We start from the raw sequence: 8,442 nt of genomic DNA, 5'->3' as shown, positions 1-8,442 counted from the left end.
CGCTGTTATCGGTGAATCCAGAAGGGATTTTTTCGATATGATTTGTTATTCGTCATTCGTCATTTGTCATTTGTCATTTGTCATTTGTCATTTGTCATTTGTCATTTGTCATTCGTCATTCGTCATTTGTCATTCGTCATTCGTCATTCGTCATTTGTCATTCGTATTAATTATAGGTGTAGGGGCGGGTTTAGGGACTTTCTTCTCGCTATCGATGATCAGGTTTATTCAAAACCCGCCCTTCTACGTCTTATCTTTGATGTTAGTCAGGGCGGGTTTTGCTACATACATTATCGGTGGGATTCAAGATTGAGTGGCTAAACCCGCCCCTACAATTGATTGACAGACGTTCCACCGGAACCTCTCTACCGGATCGTCACGCGATCGCGCCCCTGTCGTTTTGACTCAAATAGTGCTTCATCAGCCGCCTGCACCAGCTTTAATGGATCATCATCTGGATGGGGAATCATCACAGCGACACCCAAACTCAGGGTGATAATTGAGGAATATCCACACATCCGATAGGGATCATGGGAAATATTTAAGGCTTTGACACGTTCTCGGATTTGCTCTGCTAATTGTACCGCTTGCTCTCCATTTATTTGTGGCATAATTACGGCAAATTCTTCCCCGCCAAAACGGGCAACCAAAGCCCCTGAATGCTTGACGCACTCCCGAATCGCTTGGGCGATTTGCTGTAAACAAAAGTCTCCTGTCAGATGACCAAACGCATCGTTAAACAATTTGAAAAAATCGATATCCGCTAAAATCAGTGCCAGGGGAACCTCTTCTTCCGCTAATCTCTGCCATTCTTCGGCGAGGTGATCGTCAAAATCACGGCGATTCGCCAGCTTGGTTAAGTCATCAATTCTTGATAAATACTTTAACTGTTGATTCTCTTGCTCTAACTGTCCAATACGCGGATCGGTTGGCGATTCCAGGGAGAGTTGTTCCCTCAAATAAAGACGATATAACTTACAGCGGATTGTCGCCTGATTTCCCTGTAGTTTGATCAGCCCCATACTCTCTAATTTATACGCCGCGATCGCATCTAAACGCACACTCTCTGTTGCCATAATCACCTGTTGCAACGCCGCCACTAACTCCGGATTCTTTTCCACCGTGGCGAATTGACGCCGCAAATGATGACTATAAACTCCCGCCAGGGTTGGTGCTTCTTCTAATAACTGTGCCAAGGTAAGATCCGCGTAACGCAGGTGATAAAATGCCAGTTGGATTAAATAAGGATGTCCTCCCACCATTGCCATTAAGTCGGCGACTTGAGACTCATCCATCCCATCTAGTTGATAACGACAGGCTAACTCCTGCACCTGCTCTAACGTTAACTCCGACAAAACCAAGGGTAGTCCCACATTAAAGGGAGATTGATTAATATTTAATGACGTATAAATCTGCGTCGAATGCACCACAACAAAGCGCAGTTGCTCAAACCCCTCATCCAGTTGGGCTTCTTCATGCCAGGAACGCAGTAATGGTAGAAAGTCCCTGGCAATTGTGTCATACTCTAACAGCCGATTAACTTCATTCAATGTCAGCAGAATCGGCGTGTCAATTTGCTCAAGCAGATATCCTTGAAAATAGAAGGTACAGCTAACTTTGCTACCAATATCTCCATCCCAATAGTCATCCAGATTAGGTGGGATCTGCAACTGCCGAGCGACGTTAGCGCAGAACCAGCGCAGAAATTTATCCAGGTTGATAAAAACACTTTCATCAGCTTGTTGAAAGTCGAGATTAACTGTGTGGAATCCTTGCGCCTTAGCTTGAGCAATAATCCGTTGCAGCAGAGAACTTTTTCCCATCTTTGAGGGTGCTTTGATCCGAATGATACTGCCGGGTATGCCAATTTCCGCGTAAGCGATTTCTTCGACAGGGGGGCGATTGATGTAAAATTCAGAATTAAGTGGCAGAGGACTACCAGGGAATTCTAACCGATCTGGTGTTTTGGTTTGGTTTAACATAGTATTGCTGAAGTTGGCTAGAGGAGATTGGGCTGAAATATCTTTTGTTCCGTTGATAATATAGTACTCAAAGACAGTATTGATATTATTTTTAGTGACTTTTTCTCCAATAATCTGAGAAAGACGTTGCCAAAGTTTAGCACCAACATCTCGAATATAACTCTCTTCATATCCAATGTTAGCCGAAATTTCCGTATAGGTTAACCCTTGCCACGTCAAGTGAAAGACTTGTTCTTGAACGTTACTCAGTGGCGGCTCACGAAGCATCGAACTCAGGACAGATAGCGCTTCTATACTATTCATTGAGTATCATTATGTATTGTATTAACTCAGCCTTTTTAAGTTTATTTTAGAGGACAGAGTGCCAAAAACCAACATTTTCCAACAAAAATGTCTATTTTGGTTCATTCTGAACACTAGAGCGGAAATTATAGGACATTATCCAACAGATAAGGTAGAAGGGGATCAGTATACTGAAAAGGTGACAGAGTTGTATTTTTATCTAAGCTAAAAAACAAAACCACTTTTTTGAATATACTCACAGCAATTTACCTGTTGCCAGGGCAAGAACTCCTCAATGAATGCAATAATTAGTTATTTTGAAAAACGGGATAAAATACCACTCACAGGATACACATAAAATTCATAGTAGCGCCGTTTACCAGAACAATGAATGGTTGTTTTTGTCAGGGATAATGGAATAGAAATTGCTCCGAGACGTAGCCGCCAGATTTCCCAAATTTTTCAACGCCTGTATAGCAAACAGGAGTATCCAGGAATGGAAATTGGTTTAACCCTGTGTCAGACAAGAGTGGACAATCATCGTGGTAGACTTTGGGTAGAATCTCAACTCGGTCAGGATTCAACGTTTTACTTGACTTTTGCTGATTATCAGAATTAAAATTATGGGTACTCAAGGCACTTTAATTGATTTTCCTCTATCAGCGATTTTTCAGTGGCTTGAGAAAGGGAATAAAACAGGTGTACTAGCGATTCACCCCTTCACTGGTGTCCGCTTCGCATCGGATACAAACTTGCAATCCAATGTAGGCGTTAGAGGAAACACGGGAAATGAGGAAGATAGGGCGTCAACCCTCAAGACGCGCCATGGAACGTCTCAAGAATCAGTCAGGACGAGTTTTGAACCAACGTTACCACCTGTAGCAAAACCAAAGCAGATCCACTCGTCTCTACAAATTCAACACTTTCCCAATCACTACATCTGGATAGCTCAAGGTCGAATAGTCGCCGCCGCTAATCGGTTCGATGGAAAGGGTTTGATATCCCTAATTCGACGGGATCAATGGGTAAGCGATCGCGTCTTAAGCAAATTATTACAGCGTTGCTCCCTGAATCACCAACCCTTGGGGTTATGGCTCAAAAGTAACGGCGTCTTGGATAGCGCCCAACTCGAACAAATCTTTGAGATTCAACTCGTAGAGCAAATTGTTCCTCTATTTCAACTCAAGGATGCTCAGTTCAAATTTGAATTGAGAGCGGCTCTACCTGCACTGGAAATGACCGGTTTAAGCCTATCCACAACCGAAGCAACGATAATGATATCGGGAGCGTTGAAACGGTTTAGTGGGTGATGGGGTGATGGAGAGCTGGGGAAGCTGGGGGAGCTGAGGGAGCTGGGGGAGCTGGGGGAGCTGGGGGAGCAGAGGGAGCTGGGGAAGATGAGGGAGATGAGAGATAAAATTCCCTATTCCCTATTCCCTGTTCCCTGTTCCCTGACAAATGACGAATGACAAATGACTAATTATTCAGTTTGAATGGTGACTGTAACTTGTAAATTGCTTAATCCTGACACCTTCTGACTCGAGTTGGGATCAAGACGAATGTGAACTTCAACAACTTTGGCATCAATATTGGCGGCGGGATCTTCATCAACAACCTGTTGTTGCTCGACTTGTAAGCCAATCCGCTCGACTGTACCCTGAAGTGAGTTAGGAATGACGGGTGATGTAATTGTGGCAGGTTGACCCTCCTGAACCTTGAGAATGTCACTTTGGTAAACTTCCGCGATCGCTTTCATCTGCTGAGTCTGCCCAAGTGTGACAATGCCCTGATCCGCTATTTTTTCGCCCGGATAGGTGTGAATCTTAATAATTTGACCCACACGGGGTGATCGCACTTCGGCTTGCTCTAAATTGGCTTGGGCTTCGACAACAGTGGCTTTTGCTGATTGGACTTCTGCCTCGGCTGCTTCTACGTCTACGGGACGCACCTCGGCGAGTCGATCCAGGGTGGCTTGTGCCTGTTGAATTTGCTCTTGACTCGTTGTCTCAATCCGCCCTAACTCGGCTTTTGCCTGCTGAACCTGTTGTTGAGCCGTTATGTAAGCCAGCCGCTTGGCATCCCGTTGAGAGGCGGAGACAGCACCCTGCTGATACAAGGATTCGTATCGCTCATATTCCAAGCGGGCATTTTGTACTTCTGCCTGCAACCGATCCACCGCCGCCCGTTGAGCCGCCAAACTCCCAGTTCTATCTGCCTGAAGTCGGGCAATTTCAGCACGCTGGGCTTGCAGTTCACCCGCTTTGACGCCAGCTTGTACCTGTGCCAGTTTTGCCTGAGCGACACGAACCTGTTTCTCGGCTTTTTGCAGGGATGCTTGTAAGCGATCGCGGGTATCTAAAATCGCAATCACCTCTCCTGCTTGGACGCGATCGCCCTCCTCCACGAACAGTTGCTCAATTCGGCTTTGCTGAGTTGAGGTTGACGCGGTGAGGTTAATCATTTCGACCGCTGGCTCCAACCGCCCCAATGCTGTCACCGTTTTGATTTCAGGCACAACTGAGACTTCCGTTTGAGCCTCCCTCATCTGAGCCACTCGAAATTGCCAGACCCCCCATGCTGTTCCCGCTAGCCCCAAAATGGCGACGCCGACAAACGCTAGCCAACGACGTGGTGATTGGGTTGATGCTGCCTGATGGTTTAACAGGTCTAAGCTCATGGGTGTTCTCCGATCAGAGAAAAGCGTTATCTGTATCTGTCTATATTTTACTAAACGGTTTAGTAATGTCAACTACACGGTTTAGTAAAATAAAAAACATAGATCGGGCGACTTGTCCTTTCCATCCTCACCCGGTTCCCCCTGAGCCAAGGGAAGGGTGAAAACTCTAACACTTGATCGGGGTGGGTTTAGTCGCATCTGGGTCAGTGAAAAAAAGGATAATCGTCAAACCCGCCCCTACACATTCAAAACCCAAAACTTAATCAAATGGTGAATCGTTCCACTCCATCCCAGTCATCCAACTCATCCAACAAAGAAAAACCCGATAAAGCCCAAGCAATATTGGCAGGTGCCTTGCAAGTGTTTACCAAGCATGGATACACAGCAGCTAGCATGGATCGGATTGCATCAGCAGCAGGAGTGTCCAAACCCACGCTGTATAGCTACTTTCAAGATAAACAGGGATTATTTGTCGCCTTGATCCACCAACTCACCCAAAACAACAGTCAGCTCATTCTGAGTTTGCCCACTGAACCAGACTTGCAAACGCCTCCTGAGCAGGTTCTGCGTCAAATGGCAACGGCGGTACTCGAAGAGTTTGCGAACAATCCAGCGCTGTTAACCTTGATGCGGTTAATCATTGGCGAGTCTGAGCGGTTTCCGGAGTTAGCTCAAACCCATGTGCGCGAAATTATCAAACCCTTAATGGAACGGCTGTCCTTGTACTTAGCCTCTCAACCCCAACTCAACTTGCCCGATCCCGTCGTCGCCGCCCGGATTTTTACAGGTTCTCTGGTTCATTACCTGATCGTGCAAAACATCATGCAGGGTCATGACATTTTACCCTTAGAGCGCGATCGCATGGTCAATGGTCTAATTCAGCTATTAACGGCTGGGGGAGCCATGTAGAGACGTAGCATGCTACGTCTGGGAGCTGGGGGAGCTGGTTAGTTATTTTTGCCAGGATGCACTAGATGCTGCTGACTGCTTGTGTCAAGCTTGATTGAGATACTCTAATCTTGACCCAGTTTGCCAACCTCACAGATAAGCGATTATTCTGCCTATGGTGACTCTACTCAATGTAAGCAAAATAATTTTTTTTAGACTAAAGACCCAACTTTAAACTTATGCCAACGTTTCGTGATTTTGTAGCTCTAGGTGTGGGGACTGCGATCGCTCTGATCTATACAAAACCAAGCGCCTCTCAAGATTTACCGTCGCCGCTTAACTTTCAACGTCAAGCCCCGACTCATCACTATGATGGGGTGACACAGAGAGGATTGACAACGGTTGCTCCCCCATCGATTGAGGAGAATGTATTCATTGATGCAGACGATGACCGAAGAAAGGCAGAGGGCAGTGGTTCGACAGGCTCACCAACCATGCAGATGGCAGAAGGGATTGATCCTGATGTCCTCAGCACAAGCTTAGACGCGATCGCAAGGGAGCAAGGGCTTCATTCCCCCCGGAACACGACAGAGGAATCAACTCACGCTGAACGACGTGATCCCCTGAACTCTGTGAGTGAACCCGTAACCTCTGAGACTGAACATTCCGCTAATCCCACAGAACTGGCTCCAGACTCCAACCAACTCGTTACCCAAGAGCCAGACGATTCGATTGTTCCATCCCCGGAATCCATTCCATCTCTTCCCACCCTAGAGGAACCCGAAACACCTTCACCCGACTTTCTCACACCCGATTTGGACTCTGTACCGATACCCCCTACCACTCCTGATCTACCGATATCAGAATTGCTCAATCCCAGTGCCAATCCATTGCTGTTTCCCACCGAAGTTGAAGAAGTCCAAGTGCAAACGACTCAGCCAATTACCCTAGAACAGGCAATAGAATTGGCACGACGTAACAATCAAGAGTTACAAATTGCTAGACTTCAGTTAGAACGAGCGGAGTTTGCCCTACAAGAAAACCTAGCTGCCGAATTCCCATCGATTAGCGCCATTGCCGAATTTATCCGCACTGAGTCGGAAACAGGAGGTCAGCAAGGTTTTTTACAAGAGCTACTGGGTCAGACGAATCGAACCATCACATCGACAAGTTTTGATACCAGACTGGAATTAAATTATGCCGCTTATACGGCTGGGCGTCGTCCAGCAGCCATTCAAGCCGCCGAACAACAGGTACGCTTCCAGCAACTAGGTGTAGAAAGCATCCTGGCAGATTTACGATTAAATGTCACGAGGACTTACTACGATTTACAACAGGCAGATGCCCAAGTCGAAATTAGCCAAGCGGCGGTTAATGATGCGGCTCGTAGTCTGCGGGATGCCCAGTTACTCGAACAAGCTGGCTTAGGAACTCGATTTGAAGTGTTGCAGGCGCAGGTGGAACTTGCTAATAATAATCAAGCCTTAACAGATGCGATTAGTCAGCAACGCATTGCCCGCCGCCAAATTGCACAATTGTTGAGTTTGGATCAGCAGGTGGGAATCTCTGCGGCTGATCCCATAAATGTGGCAGGAGACTGGGAACTTTCCTTAGAAGAAAGCATTATTTTAGCGTTGAAAAACCGGGCAGAGTTGGAACAGCAACTGGCACAACGCAATATTAATGAACAACAACGGCGCATTGCTCTAGCGGACAATAAACCCCAGGTGAGTCTGTTTGCCCAATATAATATTTCCACCCAGTTGGATGATAGTGATGGTCCGACCGATGGCTTAACGTTAGGAGCGCGGCTCCAGTGGAATTTCTTTGATGGGGGAGCCGCAAAAGCCAGAGCCAGACAAGCCGAAGCGGATGTGGCGATCGCGGAATCCAATTTTGCCAATGAACGTGACCAAATTCGCCTTGAGGTCGAACAAGCTTTTTTCCAGTTAACAGCTAGCCAGGAGAATATTCAAACGGCATCTTTTGCCCTAGAACAGGCACAAGAAAGCTTACGATTGGCACGGTTACGATTTGGCGCTGGGGTTGGTACTCAAACCGATGTAATTAATCAGCAAACAGCATTAACTCGTTCCAGAGTCAACCTATTGACAGCAATACTAGACTACAACCGAGCGCTAGCCACCCTGCAACGTGCTATTAGTAATTTGCCCAATAGTATTCTCTTTAATGTGCCTTAGTCGTCATTTGTCATTGGTCATTTGTCATTTGTTAGGGAACAGGGAACAGGGAACAGGGAACAGGGAACAGGTAAGGTAGAGTTTTGAGTTAACTTCCTCATCTCCCCCATCTCCCTCATCTCCCTCATCTCCCTCATCTCCCCCTGCTTCCCCTGCTCCCCCTGCTTCCCCTGCTACCCCAGCTTCCCCGACTTACCCAACGTCCTCGAGAGCGCCGGTCCCGTAATCACGATGGGGGTAAAGCATGAGAAAAAGGGTTGACACAACAGTTGTAAGAGGTCTGATTAGATGAAGTGTAAAAAATCATTTCTCAGTCTCATTTAAGTCAAGCAGGAAGAACACCAATGCATCCACCACTGTGGCATCCGCCGATAGAATTCTCTGCCTCTGAACAAGTTATTGTTTCCCGTAT

General features: G+C 46.6%; 6 protein-coding genes and 1 pseudogene. 5 read left to right on the top strand and 2 right to left on the bottom strand.

The features are described from left to right. Positions 1-313: pseudogene (locus RIC07_RS21650) on the top strand (hypothetical protein); the annotation flags it as partial. 52 nt (positions 314-365) lie between these two features. On the opposite strand, the gene RIC07_RS21645 reads toward RIC07_RS21650, so the two are convergent. Then, positions 366-2,285, bottom strand: coding sequence for an AAA-like domain-containing protein (locus tag RIC07_RS21645; RefSeq protein WP_446396330.1), 1,920 nt, complete (start codon positions 2,283-2,285; stop codon positions 366-368). A 370-nt stretch (positions 2,286-2,655) separates the two neighbouring features. Here RIC07_RS21645 and RIC07_RS21640 point away from each other — a divergent pair, with 370 nt between their 5' ends. After that, positions 2,656-2,883, top strand: a complete 228-nt coding sequence (locus RIC07_RS21640) for an ATP-binding protein (protein ID WP_446396329.1) — start codon at positions 2,656-2,658, stop codon at positions 2,881-2,883. Positions 2,884-2,887: 4 nt separating this feature from the next. After that, entirely contained in the window at positions 2,888-3,574 is a 687-nt protein-coding gene (locus RIC07_RS21635) for a DUF4388 domain-containing protein (protein ID WP_446396328.1), read from the top strand. A gap of 170 nt (positions 3,575-3,744) precedes the next feature. Here RIC07_RS21635 and RIC07_RS21630 read toward each other — a convergent pair whose 3' ends face one another. Beyond that, positions 3,745-4,941: an ABC exporter membrane fusion protein gene (locus RIC07_RS21630; RefSeq protein WP_446396327.1), complete on the bottom strand. Its 1,197-nt coding sequence runs from the start codon at positions 4,939-4,941 to the stop codon at positions 3,745-3,747. Positions 4,942-5,208: 267 nt separating this feature from the next. On the opposite strand from RIC07_RS21630, the gene RIC07_RS21625 reads away from it, so the two are divergent. Together RIC07_RS21625 and RIC07_RS21620 are read left to right on the top strand one after the other, a co-directional pair. Further along, positions 5,209-5,850, top strand: coding sequence for a TetR/AcrR family transcriptional regulator (locus tag RIC07_RS21625; protein WP_446396326.1), 642 nt, complete (start codon positions 5,209-5,211; stop codon positions 5,848-5,850). A gap of 218 nt (positions 5,851-6,068) precedes the next feature. After that, positions 6,069-8,030, top strand: coding sequence for a TolC family protein (locus RIC07_RS21620; RefSeq protein ID WP_446396325.1), 1,962 nt, complete (start codon positions 6,069-6,071; stop codon positions 8,028-8,030). Positions 8,031-8,442 lie beyond the last annotated feature (412 nt).

This window comes from Coleofasciculus sp. E1-EBD-02, assembly GCF_040218245.1.
GTDB lineage: Bacteria > Cyanobacteriota > Cyanobacteriia > Cyanobacteriales > Coleofasciculaceae > Coleofasciculus.
This window is presented reverse-complemented; position numbering and strand designations above follow the sequence as displayed.

Bases quoted from the DNA above. Each gene is read 5' to 3' on its own strand.
- RIC07_RS21645 (WP_446396330.1), bottom strand. From the start codon at position 2,285: ATGAATAGTATAGAAGCGCTATCTGTCCTGAGTTCGATGCTTCGTGAG.
- RIC07_RS21640 (WP_446396329.1), top strand. From the start codon at position 2,656: ATGGTTGTTTTTGTCAGGGATAATGGAATAGAAATTGCTCCGAGACGT.
- RIC07_RS21620 (WP_446396325.1), top strand. From the start codon at position 6,069: ATGCCAACGTTTCGTGATTTTGTAGCTCTAGGTGTGGGGACTGCGATC.
- RIC07_RS21635 (WP_446396328.1), top strand. From the start codon at position 2,888: ATGGGTACTCAAGGCACTTTAATTGATTTTCCTCTATCAGCGATTTTT.
- RIC07_RS21625 (WP_446396326.1), top strand. From the start codon at position 5,209: ATGGTGAATCGTTCCACTCCATCCCAGTCATCCAACTCATCCAACAAA.
- RIC07_RS21630 (WP_446396327.1), bottom strand. From the start codon at position 4,941: ATGAGCTTAGACCTGTTAAACCATCAGGCAGCATCAACCCAATCACCA.